This window comes from Hymenobacter seoulensis (genome assembly GCF_054780535.1).
The window spans coordinates 530,632-551,387 of the sequence record NZ_BAAGWD010000001.1 but is presented as its reverse complement, the minus strand read 5'-3'; the positions used below and the strand labels follow the sequence as shown (position 1 = coordinate 551,387).

At 57.9% G+C, this 20,756-nt stretch carries 19 protein-coding genes; 12 read left to right on the top strand and 7 right to left on the bottom strand.

The annotated features are described in order from the left end of the window. Window positions 1–10 precede the first annotated feature (10 nt). Window positions 11–763 (top strand): Rossmann-fold NAD(P)-binding domain-containing protein, encoded by a 753-nt coding sequence (locus tag ACYVHC_RS02435; RefSeq protein ID WP_460612068.1) that lies wholly within the window; start codon window positions 11–13, stop codon window positions 761–763. Between the two features lie 79 nt (window positions 764–842). Here the strand turns inward: ACYVHC_RS02435 and ACYVHC_RS02430 are convergent, their stop codons facing one another. After that, window positions 843–1,511, bottom strand: coding sequence for an alpha/beta hydrolase (locus tag ACYVHC_RS02430; RefSeq protein ID WP_460612067.1), 669 nt, complete (start codon window positions 1,509–1,511; stop codon window positions 843–845). Between the two features lie 89 nt (window positions 1,512–1,600). Continuing rightward, entirely contained in the window at window positions 1,601–2,095 is a 495-nt protein-coding gene (locus ACYVHC_RS02425; protein WP_460612066.1) for a cytidine deaminase family protein, read from the bottom strand. Window positions 2,096–2,402: 307 nt separating this feature from the next. On the opposite strand from ACYVHC_RS02425, the gene ACYVHC_RS02420 reads away from it, so the two are divergent. The 3 genes from ACYVHC_RS02420 to ACYVHC_RS02410 all read left to right on the top strand — a co-directional run bounded on the left by ACYVHC_RS02420 (window position 2,403) and on the right by ACYVHC_RS02410 (window position 5,491). Further along, the gene (locus ACYVHC_RS02420; RefSeq protein WP_460612065.1) at window positions 2,403–3,773 is read left to right on the top strand and encodes a saccharopine dehydrogenase family; all 1,371 of its coding nucleotides are present in this window, start codon (window positions 2,403–2,405) and stop codon (window positions 3,771–3,773) included. A 64-nt stretch (window positions 3,774–3,837) separates the two neighbouring features. Continuing rightward, on the top strand, window positions 3,838–4,785 hold the full coding sequence (locus ACYVHC_RS02415; RefSeq protein ID WP_460612064.1) for a hypothetical protein: 948 nt from the start codon (window positions 3,838–3,840) through the stop codon (window positions 4,783–4,785). Continuing rightward, the gene (locus tag ACYVHC_RS02410) at window positions 4,778–5,491 is read left to right on the top strand and encodes an ATP-binding cassette domain-containing protein (protein WP_460612063.1); all 714 of its coding nucleotides are present in this window, start codon (window positions 4,778–4,780) and stop codon (window positions 5,489–5,491) included. The genes ACYVHC_RS02415 and ACYVHC_RS02410 overlap by 8 nt, the downstream gene beginning before the upstream one ends. Before the next feature lie 173 nt (window positions 5,492–5,664). Here the strand turns inward: ACYVHC_RS02410 and ACYVHC_RS02405 are convergent, their stop codons facing one another. From ACYVHC_RS02405 to aroQ, 5 genes are all read right to left on the bottom strand, one after another. Further along, entirely contained in the window at window positions 5,665–6,387 is a 723-nt protein-coding gene (locus ACYVHC_RS02405) for a tRNA1(Val) (adenine(37)-N6)-methyltransferase (protein ID WP_460612062.1), read from the bottom strand. 75 nt (window positions 6,388–6,462) lie between these two features. Further along, the gene (rnhA, locus tag ACYVHC_RS02400) at window positions 6,463–6,930 is read right to left on the bottom strand and encodes a ribonuclease H family protein (protein ID WP_460612061.1); all 468 of its coding nucleotides are present in this window, start codon (window positions 6,928–6,930) and stop codon (window positions 6,463–6,465) included. A gap of 102 nt (window positions 6,931–7,032) precedes the next feature. After that, window positions 7,033–7,593: a MarC family protein gene (locus ACYVHC_RS02395; protein ID WP_460612060.1), complete on the bottom strand. Its 561-nt coding sequence runs from the start codon at window positions 7,591–7,593 to the stop codon at window positions 7,033–7,035. A gap of 44 nt (window positions 7,594–7,637) precedes the next feature. Continuing rightward, window positions 7,638–8,705 carry an aminotransferase class V-fold PLP-dependent enzyme gene (locus ACYVHC_RS02390; protein WP_460612059.1) on the bottom strand — a complete coding sequence of 356 codons (1,068 nt, stop codon included), beginning with the start codon at window positions 8,703–8,705 and terminating at the stop codon, window positions 7,638–7,640. 149 nt (window positions 8,706–8,854) lie between these two features. Next, a complete protein-coding gene (gene aroQ / locus ACYVHC_RS02385; RefSeq protein WP_460612058.1) occupies window positions 8,855–9,301 on the bottom strand; it encodes a type II 3-dehydroquinate dehydratase in 447 nt (148 codons plus the stop codon). 207 nt (window positions 9,302–9,508) lie between these two features. On the opposite strand from aroQ, the gene xerD reads away from it, so the two are divergent. The 8 genes from xerD (at window position 9,509) to trhO (ending at window position 20,668) form a co-directional block, all read left to right on the top strand. After that, window positions 9,509–10,411 (top strand): site-specific tyrosine recombinase, encoded by a 903-nt coding sequence (xerD, locus tag ACYVHC_RS02380; RefSeq protein ID WP_460612057.1) that lies wholly within the window; start codon window positions 9,509–9,511, stop codon window positions 10,409–10,411. Window positions 10,412–10,460: 49 nt separating this feature from the next. After that, window positions 10,461–12,197, top strand: a complete 1,737-nt coding sequence (locus ACYVHC_RS02375; protein ID WP_460612056.1) for a DUF6044 family protein — start codon at window positions 10,461–10,463, stop codon at window positions 12,195–12,197. Between the two features lie 121 nt (window positions 12,198–12,318). Then, window positions 12,319–15,348, top strand: a complete 3,030-nt coding sequence (locus tag ACYVHC_RS02370; protein WP_460612055.1) for an FtsK/SpoIIIE family DNA translocase — start codon at window positions 12,319–12,321, stop codon at window positions 15,346–15,348. Between the two features lie 121 nt (window positions 15,349–15,469). Then, window positions 15,470–16,114, top strand: a complete 645-nt coding sequence (locus ACYVHC_RS02365) for a LolA family protein (RefSeq protein ID WP_460612054.1) — start codon at window positions 15,470–15,472, stop codon at window positions 16,112–16,114. Between the two features lie 149 nt (window positions 16,115–16,263). Further along, window positions 16,264–17,550, top strand: coding sequence for a DUF2851 family protein (locus ACYVHC_RS02360; RefSeq protein ID WP_460612053.1), 1,287 nt, complete (start codon window positions 16,264–16,266; stop codon window positions 17,548–17,550). 45 nt (window positions 17,551–17,595) lie between these two features. Continuing rightward, window positions 17,596–18,867 carry a hypothetical protein gene (locus ACYVHC_RS02355; protein WP_460612052.1) on the top strand — a complete coding sequence of 424 codons (1,272 nt, stop codon included), beginning with the start codon at window positions 17,596–17,598 and terminating at the stop codon, window positions 18,865–18,867. A 109-nt stretch (window positions 18,868–18,976) separates the two neighbouring features. Continuing rightward, window positions 18,977–19,609: an LbetaH domain-containing protein gene (locus ACYVHC_RS02350; protein ID WP_460612051.1), complete on the top strand. Its 633-nt coding sequence runs from the start codon at window positions 18,977–18,979 to the stop codon at window positions 19,607–19,609. A gap of 105 nt (window positions 19,610–19,714) precedes the next feature. Continuing rightward, on the top strand, window positions 19,715–20,668 hold the full coding sequence (trhO, locus tag ACYVHC_RS02345; protein ID WP_460612050.1) for a rhodanese-related sulfurtransferase: 954 nt from the start codon (window positions 19,715–19,717) through the stop codon (window positions 20,666–20,668). Window positions 20,669–20,756 lie beyond the last annotated feature (88 nt).

Sequence of the window (20,756 nt, the reverse complement as noted above, 5' to 3'; positions counted from 1 at the left end):
CCCTCTGGAGATGACAAAAACTGCATTTATCACCGGCGCTTCGTCGGGTATTGGTCGGGCTACGGCCGTGGCATTGGGCAAGGCTGGGTTCCGGCTGGTATTGGCTGGCCGGCGCCTGGAGCGGCTGCAGGAGCTAGCACAGGAGCTAGCTGGTGTGCCAACCCATTTGCTCACCTTCGATGTTCGGGACCGGTCCGCGGTGGATGCTGCCGTGCAAAGCCTGCCCGCCGAGTTTCAGGACATTGATGTGCTGATTAACAACGCCGGCAACGCCCACGGACTAGCCCCCATTCAGGATGGAAACCCCCAGGACTGGGACGATATGATGGATGGCAACGTGAAGGGGCTGCTGTACGTGAGCCGGGCCGTGCTGCCCTCCATGACGCGCCGCAACACCGGCCACATCATCAACATCGGCTCCATTGCTGGCCACGAGACATATGCGAACGGTAACGTGTACTGCGCCTCAAAAGCAGCCGTAGCGGCCCTCACCAAGGGTATGCGCCTGGACTTGCTACCCCATCAGATTCGGGTGGCGGAGGTAAACCCCGGTGCCGTGGAAACGGAGTTTTCGGAGGTGCGCTTTAAGGGCGATACGGAGCGCGCGGCTACCGTGTACAAAGGCTATGAGCCGCTTCGAGCCGAAGACGTAGCCGATGTGATTCAGTTTATGGTAACGCGCCCGGCGCACGTTAACATTGCGGAGGTACTGCTTCTGCCTGCCGCCCAAGCCGCCGCCACTACCATTCGGAAAGACGCTTAGCGTGCTAGGGTAATATAACGCAGAAAGCCGCTCCATCTGGGGCGGCTTTCTGCGTTTTCGCTTAGCACAGTGAGCGAGCCTAGTAACTCGGGGTTGACGCCGCCATCTGGGCTAGTACTGCTGCGTTCAGCGTATGCTTGCCATCGAAGGAAAGCACAGTGGGCTCCACGCCGAGCTGCTGCAGGAAAGCGCGTTGCTGCTGCATGGCTTCTTCAGAAACAAACTCGTCTTCGGTTCCACAGACCAGCGTTACGGGCAGGTTTTTCAGCAGGTGAGTCGCAACGCCAAAGTCCATATCGGGCGGAAAGGCGCCGGCCCATAACACCAAGTGCGCTGGTCGGAACCGGGCGTGGGCCAGCCAGCGGCTTACCGTAGCAGCCCCCTGCGAAAAACCTAGTACCGTTACGGCCGCATCGGGCGCAGCTTGCTGCAAAATGGTTTCCGAAAGCTGGTTGAGGTAGGCTACGTAATCTTCAATTTCGGTGAGGCGGTCTTCCTTCGTCATCCAGGTAGCCCCAACACGACCCCCGGTGCCCTGCAGATAAAAGCGCGAAAGCCCTTCCGGCGCAATAATCACTAGGCCCGAATCAGCTGCCGTAAGGTGCTGAAAGTGCCGGATGAAATAGGCGGCCAGCTGCCCGTAGCCGTGGGCCACAAACCAAACCTGCCGGGTTGCCGCCGAAAGCTCGCCGAGCTGAAAATAGCGGGCTGTGCGCGTAACGGGCAGATGATGCGCTTGTACAGACATGCGAATGTGCAGGATGGAGGACCAAACAGGTTGCTGGTTCAGAAGACCCTAGGCCCAGTAGAACCGCAAACCCCCTTGGGCGCTACGCTTTATTGGGCGGTAGGCAAATCATCAGAAGTAAAGCCGAAAGGCAGCAAATCGGAGAGGGAGGCGAAGCGGTAGATGCTCCCGTTGGGGCCGGGCAGCAGCAGCGGAATGGGCTGTTTCTGCCGGTGCTCATACTCGGCCATCACCTGGCGGCACGCGCCGCAGGAAGTCACGGGCACAAAGTCGCCGTTGGCGGGGCGGGCCGCTACGGCCATGCCTACAATGCGGCGCTCGGGGTGAGCAGCGGCCAAGCCAAACAAGGCGGTACGCTCAGCACAAAGGCCCGATGGAAACGCCGCGTTTTCCTGGTTGGTGCCGCGAAAGATGGAGCCATCATCGAGCAGCAACGCGGTGCCCACATGAAAGTGGGAATACGGGGCATACGCGTAGTCGGTGGCGGCGCGGGCCGCTTGCCAGGTGGTAACTTCGGCGGGTGAGAGGTCGGCTTCGGAGGCCATCACGTCAACGGTGATGGTAAGGTGGAGCGGTTGGGCCATCGGGGGCAGGAAAGGAACGGCCCGGTTCCGACTAGCGGCCCCGGGAAGTGAAAATGGGGCGGTGAATGTACGATTTTTTCGTGGTCAAAGAAGGAACCAGTAAATCATACCGAAAAACTAAACCGCTACCTTCTAATCAAACTCGAACCCGGTTGCCGCCGCCCCTTACCTAGTGTTGAGTGTAGTGGCCATATCCAGCAGCTGCCAACAATTACTGCGGGCCAACTTAAGCGCCTGGCAGGCCACCCGCGCAAAATTCTGATATTGGCGGCTCGTTCTGCATCTTGCTTCCACCCACCGCTTCTCTATGACTCGCATACTGCTTCTTGGCGCCGGCCGCTCGGCTTCTTCTCTGCTGCACTACATGTTGCACCACGCACCTACAGAGGGTTGGCACCTCACGGTAGCCGATGTGCAAACCGCGCACCTACTGCCCGTGCTGGCCGGCCACACTGCCTTTGCGCAGGCCGTCACGTTTTCGATTCAGAACGAAGAGCAGCTGGAAGAGCTGGTGCTGGGCGCCGATATTGTTATTTCGATGCTGCCGGCCTTGTTTCATGCTCCGGTGGCGCGGGCCTGCGTGCAGCATGCGCGCCACCTCATAACGGCCAGCTACGTGAGCGAAGAAATCAGGGCGCTGGATGCCGAGGCGCAAGCTGCTGGAATCACTATCCTGATGGAGTGTGGCCTCGACCCCGGCCTTGATCATATGTCGGCAATGCGCGTGATTGAGGATGTGCGGCAGCGAGGCGGACAGCTCACGTCGTTTAAATCGTACTGCGGGGGCCTGATGGCGCCTGACTCCGAAGGCGACAACCCGTGGAAGTACAAATTCACCTGGAATCCGCGCAACGTGGTGCTGGCCGGCCAAAGCACTGCCAAGTATCTGGAAGAAGGCCGCCTGCGCTTTATTCCGTATCAGCATTTGTTTGCGCGCACTGAGGAGCTGGAAGTACCGGGCTTCGGCAAGTTTGAGGGTTATGCCAACCGCGACTCCCTGAGCTACCGCGCCCCCTACGGCCTAGAAACCATCCCAACTATTCTGCGCGGAACCTTGCGTCGCCCTGGCTATTGCGCCGCGTGGCACGCGCTGGTCCGGCTAGGTCTCACCGATGATACGGTACACCTGGGCAATGAGGCCGATATGAGCTGGCAGGAGTTGTTGGAGGCGTATCTTCCCTTAGCATCGTTGGGGGGCAAATCGGTAGCTGACCGCACGGCTGAGTACCTGCAACTAGCCCCTGCAGGAGACACAATGCAGCGCCTCACGTGGCTCGGACTTTTCTCCGATTCGCCGGTAGGGCAGGCCAACGCTACGCCCGCTCAACTGCTGGAAAAGCTCCTGACCTCCAAGTGGGCCCTGGAACCCCACGACCACGACATGATTGTGATGCAACATCGGTTTGAGTACAACCTGAACGATACGGCCTACACGCACACTTCCTCACTGGTAGTAACGGGAGATGATGCCATTCATACGGCCATGGCCAAAACCGTCGGCCTGCCCGTGGCCATTGCCGTTCGCCGGCTGGCCCAAGGCAAGCTGCAGCACCGGGGCGTCGTCATTCCTACGTTGCCGGAGGTGTACGAGCCCATATTGGCGGAGCTAGAGCAGGAATATGGTATCCGGTTCGTTGAGGAAGAGCGCCAGGTGGAAAGCCCGGTTTTAACTAGCTAGCATTTCTTGCCCAACCGGTACTGTGCAGGTAAAATACGTGTGCAGTTGCGGCGTTGAGAAGCCTATGCGAAATTATTTGCGGCTGCGAAGCCGGGTGCTGGGTCGTCAGGTGCTGGAAATGGGGTGGTGGCGCATACTGGTGCTTGGGCTCTTATTGGGGTTAGCGGTGTTGCGGGCGGGTTTCGTAGCCGCTGCCAGCCCATCAGGCGCATGGCTGATTCCGCTGGCCGCTGCTGGCCTAACGCTCAGCCTACACCGCCAGCGCTCCGACCTTCAGTTTCTGCAACTCACCGCCCCGCAGTTCCGCCGCTGGATGCTGCTGGAATATGCGTTGCTGAGCGTACCGGCAGCTGTGCTCTTGCTAGGCTGGGGGCGCTTGGGTCCGGCCCTACTTACGACGGCATTAACTGCCTTAGTGGCCTTTATGCCACCAGCCACAGCCCGTGCCAGTCGGCAGCGGTTACCCAGCGTGTTCCGGAGCAGTGCGTTTGAATGGGTAGCCGGCGGGCGGCGGCCGTGGTTGGGCCTTAGTTGGCTAGCGCTGCTGGCGGTGGCTTGCAGTTTCCGGAGCACGGCAACCGGTCCGGCAGTGGCTATTGTAGTCTGGCTAGGGCTTCTGCTGGAAGTATACGGCCCCGCGGAGCCCTGGACGTGGCTGCTGCCGGTGCTGCGTACGCCCGGCCAGTGGCTGCGCCGCCGCATGGGGTGGGGGATGCTATACTTTGGGCTTACGGTGGCGCCGCTAGCCCTCATAATGGCTCAAAGCCCCGCTCGCGTGGGCGGTACGCTAGCTTTGCTGCTCTGGTGTGCCGTGGTGCTGAGCATGGTAGTGATGGCTAAGTATGCCTTTTATCCGCACGCCACTTTGGCCCGAACAACCCAAGCCGGTGCCATGGTGGTAGGACTATCTATCCTGGGAAGCAACCCGGCGTATATGGCTCTGCTGATGGCTTGCTTTGGCGGACTACTACTAAAAAGCCACCGGCAGCTGGCCGTGTACTGTCATGATTGAGATACGAGGCCTCCGCAAACGTTTCGGGACAGCACCCGTTCTGCAGCACATCGACCTGACGCTGCGGCCGGGTACGCTGCATGGGCTGGTAGGAGCAAATGGAGCCGGCAAAACCACTCTGCTGCACTGCCTTTACGGGCTCTATACTGACTACGAAGGCACTGTGCAGGAATCAACTGGGCTGCCCATCCGGCAGCATGCCGGCTTGCTACCCTATGAGCCGTACTTCTACCCGCGCATCACTGGCCGCGAGTACGTAGAGTTTTGCCTGCAGGCGCGGGGGCGGCCCGTGCCCAACCTGACCGGGTGGAATTATCTGCTCGAATTGCCCTTAGATCAGTACGCCGAAGAATACTCTGCGGGCATGAAGAAAAAGCTGGCGTTGTTGGCGCTGCTTGTGCAAAACTTCCGCTACCTCATTCTCGATGAGCCTTTCAACGGGCTTGATTTAAGCACGAATCTGTTGGTTATGGAAATACTGCGCCGGCTAAGTGATCAGGGCGTGGGAATTCTGCTGACCTCGCATTTGCTAGGCTCCCTAACGGAGCTATGCCACGAAATAACCGTGCTGGCCGATGGCCAGGTGCTGCGCCACTACGCCGCCCACGAATTCGCCAGCCTACCAACCGACTTGCTCGATGCACTGTACCAGCAAAAGCTCCAGCATTTGAGAGAGCTGTTGCCCAACTCTCTTGCTCAGAAGTAATGGAAGCTGTTCAGGAAGGTACATGACCGTCATGCTGAGCTTGTCGAAGCATCTCTACCGCTAGCTAACTACTGACCTCATGTGAAGCGGTAGAGATGCTTCGGCTCCGCTCAGCATGACCGTTTTCTAGAAGTGCAGTAATTCTCTAAGCAGCCTGATGGCTTCTTGCTAGGTTACAACGCCATGTAAAACGGCCCCAGTAGCTCTTGAAATTGGCGCGTGTAGGCTTCGGTTTCCTTTTCGTGAAGGGCTAGTAGTTCCTCGGTTACTAGGTCTGCCTGCCGCCCAAAGGTGGTAATGTGCCGCAACGGCTTGCTGCCCGGCCGGTGTTGCATAACTCGGCGCACGCTCGGGTAGAGACCGGCAGCCGTGGCATCCTGCTCGAAATGCTGCATTTCTGGGGGGGGCAGTAACACCGTCAGCTGGCCCGCGGGCGCGAGAAAATCAGCCGCGAACTTGGCCAGCTCCGCAAACGTGAGGCTATCTGTGGCGGTGTGGCGGGCCGTGGTGCGCGGGCCATCGGGGGAGCGGAGCGAGTTGCGGAAAAAAGGCGGATTGCAGAGAATGTGGTCGAAGGGAGCAGGGGTTGAGGCCGCCAGCTGGGCTAGGGGCATGGCCCGCAGCTCCAGTCGCTCTGCCCACGGGCTAGCCCTAAAGTTGGCGGCTGCCTGCGCGGCGGCGGCTTCATCCAGCTCCACGGCTACCAGCTGGGCAGTGGGGTTGCGCTGGGCAGCCATCAACGCCAGCAAGCCCGTGCCGGTGCCAATGTCCAGAATGCGCGCCGCACCTTGCACGGGCGCTACTGCGCCCAGTACGCACGCATCGGTGCACACTTTCATGGCGCATTGGCCCTGCTCAATACGAAACTGCTTGAACTGGAAGTAGGTATTGGCCACCTTGGAACAGGAGAAATTACTAGGGTTAGGTTCGGTTCAAACCCCGTTTACTAGGGTCAAAGGAGCCACAAGGTGCTAGGCGCGTTTGGCTTCAATCAGCTCGTAGCCTTCATCAATAAGCAGCGGACCACGGGTGGCACTGCCCACGGCCAGTTGGTCGCACCGCTCGTTTTCGGGGTGGCCGTTGTGGCCGCGCACCCACTTAAAGTGCACGGTGCGCTGCTTATACACTTTCAGAAAGCGCCGCCACAAATCCTCGTTAGCCTTCTTGCCGAAATCGGCCTTGGCGGCCCAGCCAAATACCCAGCGCTTTTCTACGGCGTCTACCACGTAGCGCGAGTCTGTAACTACGGTAATGGGCAGCTCAGGGCGGTTGATGGCTTCCAGGCCCACAATCACGGCCAAGAGCTCCATGCGGTTGTTGGTGGTCAGGCGGAAGCCTTGCGTCAGCTCTTTTTCATGTTGGCCGAAACGCAGAATGGCGCCGTAGCCGCCGGGCCCCGGGTTGCCCCGTGAAGAGCCATCGGTATACAAATGAATCATACTACAGTGGGTTTGAAGCCCTCAGGAGCCTAGTAGCCGGTGCTTGGGGAAATACATGTCGAAGCGCAGGCGCAGGTACTAGGCTCCTGAGGAGCGCAAACCCTAAAAATTACTCTTGAACAATTTAATGGCAATGGCCAGCAGAATCACGCCAAACACGCGGCGCAGAATGTCCTCGCCGGCTTTCCCGAGCTTGCGCTCAATCCAGGCCGAGCTTTTGAGCACCAGATACACAAACACCAAGTTCACGAGCACGCCAGCCAGCACGTTGGGCAGCTGATAGGCCGCCCGCAGTGAAAGCAGCGTCGTCATGGTGCCGGCACCCACAATCAGCGGAAACGCCAGCGGCACAATAGAGCCGGTGGAGGTAAGCGGGTTATGCTTGAAAAGCTCCACGCCCAGTATCATTTCCATACCAATGAGGAAAATGATAATGGCGCCTGCCAGTGCAAACGACTGGAAGTCAACCCCAAACAACGAAAGAATGCTTTGACCCAGGAACAGGAAGGCTACCATCAGCACGCCGGCAACCAGCGTAGCTTTCTCAGACTGAATTTTTCCCTCGCGCTGCCGAATCTGGATGATAATCGGAATGGAGCCCAGAATATCGATGATGGCAAACAGCGTGAGCGTGACGGAGGCTATTTCCTTAAGCGAAAACATGAATCGCGGGGGTTATGCAGAGGGTGGCGCGGCGGGCGCTGGTTTTAAGCGAATTCGCGGGCAAAAAACTGAACCAGTTGTTCAAAAGCAGCATCCGGAATAGCGGGGAAGTTGGCAATGCGCAGGCTCGTTGATTTGAGGTTGCCGTAGCCGCTGCCCAGTTGCAGGCCCTGCGACAGGGCCCGGCGCTTCACTTCCTCAATCAGCGGGGGCGGACCCTGCAAACCGATAACTGTAGTGGAGCGCGCCTCCGGGTTCTGGATAAGTGGTGAGAGCTGCGTGGCCTGGTCAAAGTAGTCGTAGAGCTTGGTAGCCCGGTCAACGAGGTGATGGTGCGTAGTTTTAATGGCCGTGCGGTCGTGGAGGGAGCGGCTCATCAGATATATTCCCAGCACGTTGGGCGTGAGGTTGGTCTGGAAGTTGAGCATCTTCTCGTATTGCGCCATCAGCGAGTTGTAGTGGCTGCGCTCATTAATGCGGCGAATGCGTTCCACGGCTCGTGGCGAGAGTAGCATTACGGAAAGGCCTGCAGGCAACCCAAAGCACTTCTGCACCGAGGCAAACCAGATATCGGCCCTGATATACTTGAGCTGAATGCCCGCCAACGAGGAGGTAGCATCTACCGCCAGCAAAGCATTGGAGGGCAAGCGGTTGTAGATGTTCAGAATAACCCCGTCGCGCAGCTGCGTGGCGTTGCTGGTCTCGTTCTGCGTGATGCACACCAAGTCGGTTTGGTCGTCCATGGCAGGTAGCGTTTTGGCATCCGGCACTTCATCGAGGCCAAACTGAATGCCTACGCTACCTGGGCGCAGGGCCTTGGCGTACTCAAACCATTTCTCCCCAAAAGCGCCATTGTACAGGTGGAAGCTTTTGTTGGGCGTCAAGCTTTGGGCCAGTACTTCCCAGCATTCCGTGGCCGAGCTCATGAAGAACACGGTGTAATCTTGCGGAATGTTGAGCTTATTTTTTAGCTCCTGCACGGTTTGGCGCATGAGCTGCACAAACCGCTCGCCGCGGTGTGGCGCCGAAAGCCAGCCCTCGTCGAAGGCGTCCTGAAGATACTGGCGTACCTGCGGATACACCTGCGAAGGGCCAGGATTGAATGTATACATAGTGAAGGAAGTCTGAGGGAAAGGAAGCGCAAAGGTAGGAACCTCGCGAAGTGGAGTGCTAGGTAAACAGGGAAATGCGCATTGTTATTCTTGCCTGCCTGCAGGCTACAACGAAGCCGTTACTTGGTTTCCTATGTTACTAGCCTCAATTAAACCCGAAACCCTACCCGTTTGGGCCGCTGGCCGTCAAAGTAATGCAGGGCCAGCTTGTAGCTATCCAGCTTGAAGCCGCTGATGCTGCCCACGCAATGGCGCCCTAGCAGGCTTTTCTGCCGGAACTCCTCACGGGCATGCAGGTTGCTCAGGTGCACCTCCACTACGGGCGTATGAATGGCGGCCACGGCATCAGCTAGGGCAATGCTGGTATGCGTGTAGGCGCCGGCGTTCAGCACAATGCCGTGGTAGCTGAAGCCTACTTCGTGCAGCTTATCCAGCAGCTCGCCCTCGTGGTTGCTTTGGAAGTGCTCCAGTGTAAACTGCGGAAAGGCTTCGCGTAGCTCGGGCAGGTAGTCTTCAAACGAGCGGGTACCATAGATGCCGGGCTCGCGCCGACCTAGCAGGTTAAGGTTGGGTCCATTCAGAAGCAGGATTTGCATAGGATAGGGGGTAAGGGGCAGAAGGGCTGGTACCCGAGTTAGGTAAAGGTAGCGGAGAACCGGAGCGCAAGGAAAGACCTTCTGCCGTTAGAACCAATCTGAGTGCACTCTGAAGCGACAATCCCCACTATTTTGCTGCCCCACCCGAATCACAGCTACCTTTACCAGCCTAGATTCCCACTTTTCCTTCCTGAGTTTCCGCCCCGCATGTCAACTTGGTCCATCGCCCTCAAGCAGTTTGAAGGCTACCTTCAGCTAGAAAAATCGTTGTCGCGGAATTCGGTGGAAGCTTATGTGCACGATGTACAGAAGCTGCGCCAGTACCTGGAGCTGGAAAAGCTACCCGCCTCGCCCCAGCAAGTGACCACCCGCATTCTGCGCGACTTTCTGGGCTGGCTCGGGGGGCTGGGCATGTCGGCTACCTCGCAGGCGCGCATTTTATCGGGCATCAAGGCCTTCTACCGCTTCCTGATTATGGAAGACATGCTTTCCCTAGATCCCACGGATACGCTGGACGCGCCCAAAACCGGCCGCAAACTGCCCGATACGCTAAGCTACCCCGAAATAGAGCAGCTGCTGGCCGCTGTGGATTTGAGTACGGCCGAAGGCACGCGCAACCGCGCCATTCTGGAGGTATTGTATAGCTCTGGCTTGCGCGTAAGCGAGCTAACCACGCTGCGCCTTTCCAACCTCTATGCCGGCCAAGGCTTCGTGCGCGTGACTGGTAAGGGCAGCAAAGAGCGGCTGGTGCCCATTGGCCGCGACGCGCTCAAGCACTTAGGGTTTTACCTGCAAGGCATCCGGGCCCACCTCGAAATCAAGCCCGGCCACGAAGACACGGTGTTTCTGAACCGGCGCGGCAGCGGCCTTTCCCGCATTATGGTGTTCAACATCATCAAGGAGTCGGCGGTGAAGGCCGGTATTCAGAAAAGCATTAGCCCGCACACCTTTCGGCACAGCTTTGCTACGCACCTCATTGAAGGCGGCGCCGACCTGCGGGCCGTGCAGGAAATGCTCGGGCACGAAAGCATCACCACCACCGAAATCTACACCCACCTCGACCGAGACTACCTGCGGCAGGTTATCATCGAGTTTCATCCGCGCAGCTAGGCACCTTCGCGCCACCCAGCTAGCCCGCCCGCCTTTCAGCTGATACTGCATGCCCAATACCTTTGCGAAAGCCGCCCGAGCCAACTTCCGCCTGCCCCCGTTGGGCTGGGCGGTGCTGGCCTTGGTGCTGCTGAGCTTGGTGTATGTAAGCAGCTCGGGCAATACGTTCATACTGATTGATGACTGCCTGGACGGGGAGTTGCCGGTGGCGTATGCTCTAGTAAAAGAAGGCAAAGCGCTGGCCTATGGCCCTACCGATACCATTGAGCGGCTGCTGCATGGTGTGCCCCGTAACGCGCTGCGGCCCGGCTTGCAGCCACTCGTCGGGCTGATGAAGGTGTTGCCGCCGCTGAGTGCGTACTTGTGCCATGAGCTTCTGGTGCGGCTGGCGGGCTTGTTGGCCATGTATGCGCTGCTGCGCCGGTACGGCTTTCCGGAGGCTGCCCAGCGGTGGCTTTGTGCGGGGCTGGCCCTGGCTTGGGCTGTGCTGCCTACTTACACCGTGTATGGGGTTTCGGTGCTGGGGCAACCGGCCGTAGTGCTGGCCCTGCTAAACCTGCGCCGGGGTCCCGGCCGCCTCCTCGACTGGTTGCTGCTGGTGGGGTTTGCGGCGTGGTCGGGGCTAGTGATGGCCGGTGTGTTTGTGCTGGCCGGCGCTGGCGTGGCCGTAGCCTGGGATGCCATCCGAAACCGATGCGTAGCATGGCGGCCCGTGCTAGGGCTACTGGTGCTGACGCTCAGCTATGCCGTGGTGGAGTATCCGCTGCTGTATTCCCTGCTAATTGGGAAGCAGTATGTGCCGCATCGGGTAGAATTCGATTTTGACCGGTTGGTCCCGAACGCCGGGGTAGGGGTGGGGCTGGCATGGGCGCGGCGCTACTTTCTGCTGGGGCACTACCACTCGGGGCAGTTTTGGCGGTACGTGCCCCTAGCGGTCGCCGCCCTAGCCCTGCTACTGGCCCCAACCCAATTGGCCCGTTTGCAGCTGCTGAAGCGGTTGGGGGATTTACTGGGGGTGCTGGTGGTACTGGCGCTCGTGTGTGGTTTTTATCCGCATCTGGCTCGGGCGTTGTCCGATGCGATGCCGATTATTAGGGTGTTCAACCTGTCGCGCTTTCATTTCCTCACGCCGCTGCTGTGGTTTGGGGTACTGGGCCTGAGCGTGCGCTACCTGCCCGCCGGGTGGCTGCAGGGCAGCGTGGTGGCCTTACAAGTGGTGCTGGGGCTGGCCCTGAATACGGAGTGGGCCAATAATGCGCGGCGTCTACTTGGCAACTTGCCCGCCTCAGAGCCCACCTACGCCGCCTTTGTTGCCCCCCATCTTTTTGCCCGAATTCAGCAGGATATTTGTGCCCAAACCACCTTGGCGCCAGCCCAGTATCGGGTTGCTTGCCTAGGATTTCCGCCGGCGGTGGCTTCCCTGAATGATTTTTATACCCTCGATGCGTACCAGAACAACTATCCGCTCACGTACAAGCGCACTTTCCGTCCGCTCATAGCTGCGGAGCTAGCTCGGAGCCCCGCGTTGCAAACGTATTTTGATGCCTGGGGTAACCGCTGCTACTTATTTTCGGCCGAGCTGGGCAAGAATTTCCGGGTGGCAGCGTTGCCGGAGCGGGTGGTGCAGCACTGGTACTTCAATTCTAGGGCCTTCCAGCAGTTGGGCGGGCGCTACGTGCTATCGGCTGCTAAACTGGCCCGCCCCGAGGAAAGTGGGCTGCGCCTAGTCCGTGACTACACCTCTTCGGGCGCTTACTGGCACATTTGGCTGTATGAAACGCAGTAGCTGATGTGCTGAGCAGCTGAGAAATAAAGGATAAACTAGAGGTTTACCTCTAAATTGCTTAGCCGCCGGGCTACTCAGTTACTCACCGCAATTGCCTAGATTTGGTCTTTGGCGTGTCTCAATGGCTAAAAATACCTACAAGCAACAACCTGCCGCGGCCCAAGGCCGCACCAACGAACCTCGTCCGGCGCCCGCCGAGCCGCGCTCAGCCCGCAACCAGCCTAAGCCGGTTGCTGCGCCCGAGCCTGTGCGCGAAACCCGCCGCAACGAACCCAAAGCTGCTGCCGCGTCCAAAGCGCCGCGCAAGCCCCTTAAGCTTCCGGCGGTAAATCTCAGCGGGCTTTTTGGCTTTCTGCGCGATCGGCGGTTTCAGCTTTTTCTGGGTTTCTTCTTCCTGATTGGCTCCATTTACCTCACCATTGCCTTCATTTCCTTCCTGTTCACGGGCCAAGCCGACCAAAGCGTGACGGAAGCCGTGGACCGGACTCCGCTCAAGGAAGCGGGACAGGAAACCGGCAACTGGCTGGGGCTAGTGGGGGCTATGCTAGCACAGTTCCTTATCCAGAAAGGCTTTGGTGTGGCGGCTTTCGCGGCCATCCCCATCGTTTTTTTCCTGGGCTATAAAATCGTGTTTCGGCGGGCGGGCGTCTCGTTTACCTACGTGCTGGCCTTGTGCCTGTTCATTATGCTCTGGCTCAGTGTCTTGCTTGGGTATGTGGTGCTCACCGTTCAGAGCCCTGAGGTTGACCCCAGCCTAGCGCACAGCCTCGATTTCCTGTGCGGCGGCGTCGGCTACGAAACCGCGTTCTGGCTGGATAGCCTGATAGGGTGGGGGACGGTGCTGTTGCTAGCCTTCCTGCTGATATCGTTCGTGGTTTTCTTTTTTAACGTAACCAGCCTCAACCTAAACCTGCGCCGTAGCGCTGGCGATGACGAGGAAGAGTCGTTCGAAACGGAGCGTACCGCATTTAGTTCAGCCGCTAGGGGTAACCACGTTTCTAATCCATCTGTGTTTGAAGCGGAGGACGAGCCAGAAGAGGATAATGCGCTGGGCATCACGCTTAAACGCGTAGGTCCGCTAGCTCCGCAAGCTACTGCGCCTGAAGTAGATACAGATGAGCTTGAGGAAGATGATGAGCCGGCGGTAGCGCCACAGCGGACAGGTCCGGTGGTAGCATCGGCTCCGGCGTTTGGCGTTTCAACCAACGGCACGTCATCGGCGGGGGCTGCAGCTACAGTGGCAGCCGGCGGTTTGGGCACGGCTGCCTCGGTGCCACTCAGCGTAGCGCCCGCCGCTAGCGCCGCACTGGCAGCTGCCAGCCTTGCCACGCCTACAGTGCCTAGTGGCCCTAGCTTCTCCTTTGAGGTGTCGGAGGCGGAGCCAGCGGTTAAAGCTGCGGCCACCCAACCAAGTGTTCCAACTCCTTTGTCCTTGGCTGATTTGGTGGATGATGGTACGCCACTACCCCCTTCGGCCGTCCCAACCCCTCCGGTGGCAGTTGCGCCTGCGTCACGGGCCGGGTTGTCGTTTGAGGTAGAGGATGCTACTACTACGCCCGAGCTCGATCCGTCTGCGGGGGCTGATATGGCTGTTATTGCCGTGGAAGATGAGGAAGAGGAAGTAATGCCCACCGGCGAATACGACCCTACCCTTGATCTGCCGCGCTACCAGTACCCTACCCTAGAGTTGCTCAACGATTATGGGGTAGCGAAAGCCCAGGTATCGAAGGAGGAACTGGAAGCCAATAAAGACCGCATCGTCGAGACACTAGGGCACTACGGCATCAATATCGCCAGCATCAAGGCCACTATCGGCCCTACGGTTACGCTGTATGAAATTGTGCCCGATGCCGGGGTGCGTATCTCCAAAATCAAGAGCCTAGAAGATGATATTGCCTTGAGCCTCGCGGCGTTAGGTATTCGTATTATCGCCCCCATTCCGGGCAAGGGTACTATTGGTATTGAGGTGCCGAACGCCAAGAAGGAGATGGTGAGCATCCGGTCGGTGTTTAACACCGAGAAGTTCATCCATACCGAAATGGATTTGCCCATTGCCTTCGGCCGCACCATCACCAACGAGGTATTTGTGGTTGATCTGGCCAAAATGCCCCACTTGCTGATGGCCGGTGCCACGGGCCAGGGTAAATCGGTGGGTCTGAACGTGATTCTGGCTTCCCTGATTTACAAGCGTCACCCCTCGCAGCTGAAGTTTGTGCTCGTCGACCCGAAGAAGGTGGAACTGAGCATCTTCAACAAAATTGAGCGCCACTTCCTGGCCAAACTGCCCGATACGGAGGAGCCCATCATCACCGATACCAAGAAGGTGGTAAACACGCTTAATTCGCTCTGCATGGAGATGGATAAGCGTTACGACCTGCTTAAAGATGCCGGCTGCCGCAACCTGAAGGAGTACAACCGCAAGTTTGTAGAGCGCCGCCTCAACCCCAAGAAGGGCCACCGCTACATGCCCTTTATTGTGCTGGTAATCGACGAGCTGGCTGACCTGATGATGACCGCCGGCAAAGAGGTGGAAACTCCGATTGCCCGCCTGGCCCAGCTGGCCCGCGCCATCGGTATTCACTTGATTGTGGCGACCCAACGCCCATCGGTAAACGTTATTACGGGTATCATCAAGGCCAACTTCCCCTGCCGGATTTCCTTTAAAGTGACCAGCAAAATTGACTCGCGCACCATTCTGGATGCCGGGGGTGCTGATCAGCTCATAGGCCAGGGCGACATGCTGATTTCTCAGGGTTCCGACATCATTCGGGTACAGTGCGCCTTCATCGATACGCCCGAGGTAGACCGCCTTTGCGACTTCGTAGGCGAGCAGCAGGGCTACCCTGATGCGTACCATCTGCCGGAAGTAGTAGGGGAAAGCGGCGGTGGCAACGGCGACCTGGAAGATATGGACCCCGCCCAGCGCGACTCCATGTTTGAAGAGGCTGCCCGCGTCATCGTGACGCACCAGCAGGGTAGCACTTCGCTGCTGCAGCGCCGCCTGAAGCTAGGCTACAACCGCGCCGGCCGCTTAATTGACCAGCTGGAGCACGCCGGCATTGTGGGCCCATTTGAGGGTAGTAAGGCCCGGGAGGTTTTAATTCCGGATGAATACAGTTTGGAACAGTTGTTGAATAGCCTGCCTAAGTAAGAGCTCAACGGCTAGAACTTCGCGCCCAGATTTTGTTCTTCACTTTTACAGCTGGCGCTGACACTTTATCCGAGTTCTACGTTCTTACGCTAAGCTCTCCAATAACACCTCTCTTTTTGCAATGAAAAAATACCTCGCCCTGCTCGCCCTCTCCGTGTCGCTGACCTCCGTGGCCACGGCGCAGCAGGATCCCAAAGCCGGGAAGATTCTGGATCAGATGAGTGCCAAATATCAGGCAATGAAAGCCTTTAAAGCCTCTTTCACCCAAACCCTCGAAAACGATGCGGCCAAAGTGAAAGAGAACTTGAGCGGCGATATTACCGTGAGCGGCCAGAAGTTTCGCTTGAAAATGAGCGGCCAGGAGGTCATCAACAATGGCCAGACCATGTGGACGTACATGAAGTCGGAGAATGAAGTGAATATCTCTGATTACGAGCCCGAAGACCAGGAAATTTCGCCTTCCCAAATTTTTACCCTCTACAAAAAAGGCTACAAGTACGCCTACGTGCAGGAAGCTAAGGACGGTGGTGAGCTAGTGGATGTTATCGAGCTTTCTCCCGAGGACCGCAACAACCCGGTGTACAAAGTGCGCCTGAAGGTGAGCAAGAAAGATAAGTCGGTGAAAAGCTGGCAGATGTTCAAGAAGAACGGCAACCGCTACACCTACCGCATCAGCAAATTCCAGCCCAACGTGCCCACGGATGCAACAACTTTCACCTTCGACAAAGCCCGTTACAAAGGCGTAAAGGTGATTGACCTCCGCTAACAAGCTAGTGGCTCTGCCATCCTGACCGGCCCGCTTCTGCAACATGCAGGAGCGGGCCGTTTTGCGTTGTCAAGCTTCTTTAAGAACTTTCAGTCTTTTATTAAGCTGCGTCAAACGCGCTAAACTGCTACTGTTCTGCTTTATACATTATGCAGGAAGATTTCCTACACTATATCTGGCAACACCAGTATTTTGATAAAACCAACCTACGCACCGAAGATGGCCAACTGATTACGGTGCTGCGGCCTGGCCAGCGCAACCCCGATGCTGGCCCCGATTTTCTGAATGCCCGCCTGCAACTTGGAGAAGTAGAGTGGAATGGGGCCGTAGAGATTCATGTGCGGGCTTCTGACTGGCACCGCCACCAGCACCAATATGACCCGAAGTACGACCAGGTGGTGCTGCACGTGGTGTATACTGCTGATGCGGAGGTAGCGCGCCTCGACGGCTCTCTGATTCCGGCGCTGGCGCTGGCCCTACGCATTGAGAGCGGTCAGTTAGCCTCCTACGAGCAGCTGAAAAACCAACCTCCGGAGGCTATACTGCCTTGTTCGGCCCTGCTACCTCAGGTGTCGGAGCTTACGCGCACCATGATGCTGGACCGGACGCTGCTGGAGCGGGTAGAGCAGAAGGCAGCGGCCATCCTGGATTTGCACCGGCAGCAGGAGCAGGATTGGGAAGCTACCACTTGGCACGTGCTGGCAGCAGCCTTTGGGTTTAAGAAAAATGCGGAGCCCATGGCGCGGTTGGCCAAGGCGTTGCCCCTAACCATTGTGCGGCGGCATCGGCATGATGATCGCCAGTTGGCGGCCCTAGTGTTCGGGCAGGCAGGTTTTCTGGAGGCGCCCGAACTGCTGACTGATGCTTACATACAGGACCTAAGCCGCGAATACAGCTTTCTGCAGCATAAGTATAACCTGCGCGGTACCGCCCTGGTGCCCCACGACTGGAACTTCCTGCGCATGCGTCCGGCCAATTTCCCAACTGTGCGCCTGGCCCAGCTGGTTGGGCTATTGCATGCCCGGCCTGCTCTGTTTGATGCCCTGCTCACAGCCAAGAGCCTAGCGGCGCTGGAGCAGTTTTTTACAGCTTCCTTACCCGAGTATTGGCAAACGCATTACCGACCTGGTAAATCTGGAAAGGTAGCGTTACTAGGTCGGGCTAGCATTCATCTGCTACTGATCAACCTGGTTGTGCCCTTGCGGGTAGCCTACGCCCAGCATGTGGGCAATACCAGCCTGATTGAGGAGGCAGTGAATCTATTGGAGCAGCTGCCACCTGAGCATAACCATATCACCGACGCATATGCTGATGCCGGCTTCCGCCATCGGTCCGCTGCCGACTCGCAGGGGCTGTTGGCCTTGCACAAAGGCTACTGTACGCCACGGCGCTGTGTCGCGTGTGCCATCGGAGCTAGTATCTTGCGGCGTGGTTAGGCTGCGGAAGGAGCAGCTGGGTTTGTATTTTTACGCTCTGTACCGTTGCTGCTAAAGCTCCTTGTTGCCTTTGCGCTAAATCTGACCCTAGTAGGGCTGTTGCTGCGGTGGCTGCCCAGGGTGCGTAGCCTGCCCGGACTAGGGCGGTGGGTGCTGCCAACCCTGCTGCTGAAGCTGGTCGCCACGGCCATTTCCGTAGGTGCGCTAACTGAAGACGCCAAGTATTTTCAGGACTGGGCCAACCGCATGACGGAGCAACTCTGGCATAACCCAGGCGTGTGGCTCCAGATGCTGCCTACCGACGAGTTTCACTGGCAAGGCGAGGAACTGGTGTTCCATGGAATGTCGAATACGTTGTTTCTAATAAAGCTGCTTTCGGTATTTAATCTGGCCAGCCTGGGAAATGCTGCCTTGAGCAGTGTGTACCTTACGCTGTGCAGCTTTATTGGGAGTTGGGAGCTAGTGCGGCAAATACAGCTCCGGTGGCCGAATGCCGTGCCCGGTGCTGCAATTGTAGCTTTTCTACTCTGGCCCACCGTGGTGTACTGGACTTCGGGCCTGACAAAAGAGAGCCTGCTAGTAGCCAGCGGCGTGCTGGTACTAGCCCTCGTAATTCGGCAAACCTACGGCCGCGCCGGCCAGGCGTGGCGGGCATGGCTGCTACTGATGGGTGCTGCGGTACTTCATTTCAAAATGCGGTATTTCTTCGCGGTAGTGCTGTTTGGGGCGCTGGCAGGCCTAGGGGTAATATGGGTAGTGCAGCAGATGGGTGGGGCCCGTTCGCGCCTAGTGCAATTGTTGTTGGTGTTAAGCCTGTTGGGTGCTGGGGCGTGGGCGGCCAGTGAAGTAAGCCCCGCCTTTCGTGCCAACAAATTCACCTCTCAGTTGCAGCGCAACTACACGGAGTTGCTACGCACCTCCCACGGCAAACCCCACATAACGTACAACGATCTGCGCCCCACCACGGAAAGCGTGCTCCGCAATACACCTGCTGCCATTGGGAATGCGCTGGCGCGGCCGTGGGTGTGGGAAGGTTCTTCACCCTTGTACCTGCTGGCCGGGCTGGAAAACCTGGTACTACTGTTGGCTATAGGAGTGGCAGTACTAGCCTGCCTGCGGGGGCAAGCCGGTCAGCTACCCTTCGCGCTGGTAGTGGCCCTAGTAGTGTATTGCTGCCTGATAGCTGCTTTGCTGGGGCTTACTACCCCCAACCTGGGAACCTTGAACCGGTACCGGGTTACCTTCTTGCCGTTTTTGCTGATGCTGCTTTTTCAGAACGAGTATGCCAAGCGGTTACTGCAACGGTTCAAGCTGTAACAGGCGCTGCACATTGGGTTAGCTGGTATGGGATAGGTCCCCGACAGATCTTGTATCTTTGTCGTCCAAAAAATAAACGCATCGGCCCGCTGTGGCCGTTTTCAATAGTATGGAAAATCCTGTAATTATTCTGGGCGCGCAAGCTGTTGGTACGGCCGCGCTTGATGCGTTCCAAAGCAACGACGTGGTAGTGTATTGCCTGCTCGATGATAACGCGGCGCTGCAGAATACCGAACTCAACGATGTGCCCGTAATGGGTAACACCGACGACAAAGAGCTCCTCAAGCTGCTGGGCAAGAAGTGCGAAGTATTTGTGGCTACTGAAGATACGGCCAGCCGCCGCAGCCTCACCAGCATGTTGCGCGAGGAATACGAGGTGGCTCCCGTAAATGCTATTCATGAGCGCGCCAGCGTATCACAGCACGCGTGGCTGGGGCACGGCATTCTGGTAGGAGCCAATGCCGTGGTAGCTGGCACGGCCAAGCTCGGCGACGGCTGCATTCTGGGCCCCAACGCAGTAGTTGACGTGAAAGTGGAGCTAGGAGACTACGCCCAACTAGGTGCCGGCGCCATTCTGAACGCTGAAGTGCTGGTAGGCGAGTTGGCCTTCATCGGGGCCGGAGCCGTGGTAGTAGCCGGCGTGAAAATCGGGGCCAAGGCCCGCGTAGGCGCGGGCTCCGTGGTGGTGGCTGATGTGCCGGCCGGTCAGACCGTTTTCGGCAACCCCGCCCAGAAGGTTTAGTTTTAGAATCTAGACAGGAAGAGCGCCGGACTCGGCCAGTTGTTGGTACTTGCGGCCAGAATGGCCTGAGCTCTGCGTTCCGACATCTTACTTCTACTCATAAAGATGGATTACCTCGTTCTACTGTATTACTGCTACACGCCCATCGAGAACCCCGACCAGTTTCGGGAGGAGCATCATCGGCTGTGTTTGAGCCTGCATTTGCTGGGGCGCATTATTGTGGCGCCGGAAGGCTTGAATGGCACCGTTTCGGGCCGGCGGGCTAATTGTGAGGAGTACATGCGTCTGGTGAAGGCCGATCCGCGTTTTGAGGCGTTGGAGTTTAAGGTGGAGGAAGCACCCGCGCACACCTTCCAAAAGCTGCACGTGCGTGTGAAGCCGGAAATTGTGCACGTCGGTTTGCCTAACATTAAACCCTACGAGCGCACGGGCATTCACTTGTCGCCCACCGAGTTCCGGGATATGAAGGACCAGGACGACGTGGTGGTGCTGGATGTGCGTTCCGATTACGAGCACAACCTCGGCCGTTTCAAAAATGCCATCACCCTCGACATCGAGAACTTCCGGGAGTTTCCGGAGAAGGTGCAGGAACTGGAGCAGTATAAAGGCAAGAAAGTACTGACATATTGCACCGGCGGCATCAAGTGTGAAAAGGCCAGCGCCTTTTTGCTGGAGCAGGGCTTCGAGAATGTGTACCAGCTCCACGGCGGCATTATCAAGTACGGGCTGGAAGCCGGCGGTGAAGATTTTGAGGGCAAATGCTACGTATTTGATGGCCGCGTGGCAGTGGACGTGAACAGTGTGAACCCCAGCATCATCAGCCAGTGCCACCATTGCCACACGCCCTCCGACCGGATGGTGAACTGCGCCAACCCGCACTGCAACGCCCACGTGCCCCTTTGCGAAGCCTGCGCTCAGCAGCTAGAAGGAGCCTGCTCCACTACGTGCCAGGAGCACCCCGAGAAGCGCCCCTACGATGGTACCGGCACGTACCCCAAAAACAGCAACAACTACAATCCCGAGCAAGGGCTGCTATCGTACCGGGCACCAGTGCGTTAAGGTTTTACTAGCCCCGGCCATAGCCCAAACCCAGTAAAGGATCTTTTCTTAGTTGTACGACCATCGTCTCATCGACTCGTATTACTGG